At 47.3% G+C, this 1,297-nt stretch carries 2 protein-coding genes; both read left to right on the forward strand.

The window, feature by feature from the left end:
* The first annotated feature begins 61 nt into the window (after positions 1–61).
* On the forward strand, positions 62–412 hold the full coding sequence (locus GPK89_RS15360; protein WP_147609786.1) for a helix-turn-helix domain-containing protein: 351 nt from the start codon (positions 62–64) through the stop codon (positions 410–412).
* Complete coding sequence (locus GPK89_RS15365) at positions 406–1,251, forward strand: IS3 family transposase (RefSeq protein WP_252261713.1); 846 nt, start codon at positions 406–408, stop codon at positions 1,249–1,251. The genes GPK89_RS15360 and GPK89_RS15365 overlap by 7 nt, the downstream gene beginning before the upstream one ends.
* Positions 1,252–1,297: the final 46 nt, after the last annotated feature.

A 1,297-nucleotide genomic window follows, 5' to 3' on the forward strand; every position in this document is an offset into this window, starting at 1 on the left:
TGAACAGCACCCCATTTGTTAGACAGTATGATATACTATCTAACAAGTGGGGTGTTTTGCTATGCCAAAAGGAGTACCAAACAAACGATATACGCCGGAGTTCAAGAAAATGGTTGTAGAAACCATGAAAAAAGAACATCTGAGTATCTATGCAGCAATGCAGGAATTTGGAATTAACGACCATAAAATTATAGAGCGCTGGGAACGCATTTATTTGGAAGAAGGGCCGGAAGGCTTGTCGGTTGAGCGACGGGGCCGCAGCAGCACTGGTCGGTCAAAGAAACTGCCAAAAGAGGTAGAAGAAGATCTGTTGGCCGAAGTGCAGCGACTGCGTGCGGAGAATGACTACCTAAAAAATTTGCAAGCCTTGGTTTTGGAAGACGAGCGACGCCAGCACAAAAAACGCTGGTAGTTCAGAAGCTAAGGCAAAAACACGCACTCAGTATTCTGCTCTCAATCGCTCAACTACCCCGTGCCACTTTCTACTATCATTCGAAGCAGATGCAGAAAGAAGACAAATATGCATCTGTTAAGGAAGAAATCACAACGATTTACCACGAAAACAGGGGCCGGTACGGCTATCGCCGGATCACGGCAGAACTTCGCAAGCGCAATTTCCTCCTGAACCACAAGACTGTCCAGCGGCTTATGAAAGAGTTGGGCTTAGTTTGCCGTGTCAGGATGAAGAAGTATCGCTCTTATAAGGGAGAAGTGGGCAAAATCGCACCAAATCTGCTAAATCGGGATTTCCATGCCGAAAAGCCGAATCAGAAATGGGTCACGGATGTGACGGAGTTCAGCCTGTTTGGAGAGAAGCTCTACCTGTCCCCGATTCTCGATCTGCACAGCAGCGATCTGGTCAGTTACACCATATCGGATCATCCTGTACTCAGCATGGTAACCACCATGCTGGACGAGGCGTTTGCAAAGATCCCGGCCGGAACAAAACTGATTCTCCATTCTGACCAGGGCTGGCAGTACCAACACAAACAATACCAACAGATGCTCCGGGAGAAAGGTGTTCGCCAGAGCATGAGCCGCAAGGGAAACTGTCTGGACAATGCTGTGATAGAAAATTTCTTCGGGCTGCTCAAAAGTGAGCTGCTGTATTTGCAGGAGTTTCGCTCCATGGAACACTTCAAACTGGAACTGATCGAATATCTGGATTACTACAACAACCGCAGGATCAAGGCAAAGCTAAAGGGCTTGCCGCCTGCAATTCACAGACAGCAAGCCCTTTCGGCTGCTTGAACAATTTTTACTTCAAAATATTGTCTAACTTTTGGGGGTCACTTCA

This window comes from Gemmiger formicilis, assembly GCF_018784445.1.
GTDB lineage: Bacteria > Bacillota > Clostridia > Oscillospirales > Ruminococcaceae > Gemmiger.

Bases quoted from the DNA above. Each gene is read 5' to 3' on its own strand.
- GPK89_RS15360 (WP_147609786.1), top strand. From the start codon at position 62: ATGCCAAAAGGAGTACCAAACAAACGATATACGCCGGAGTTCAAGAAA.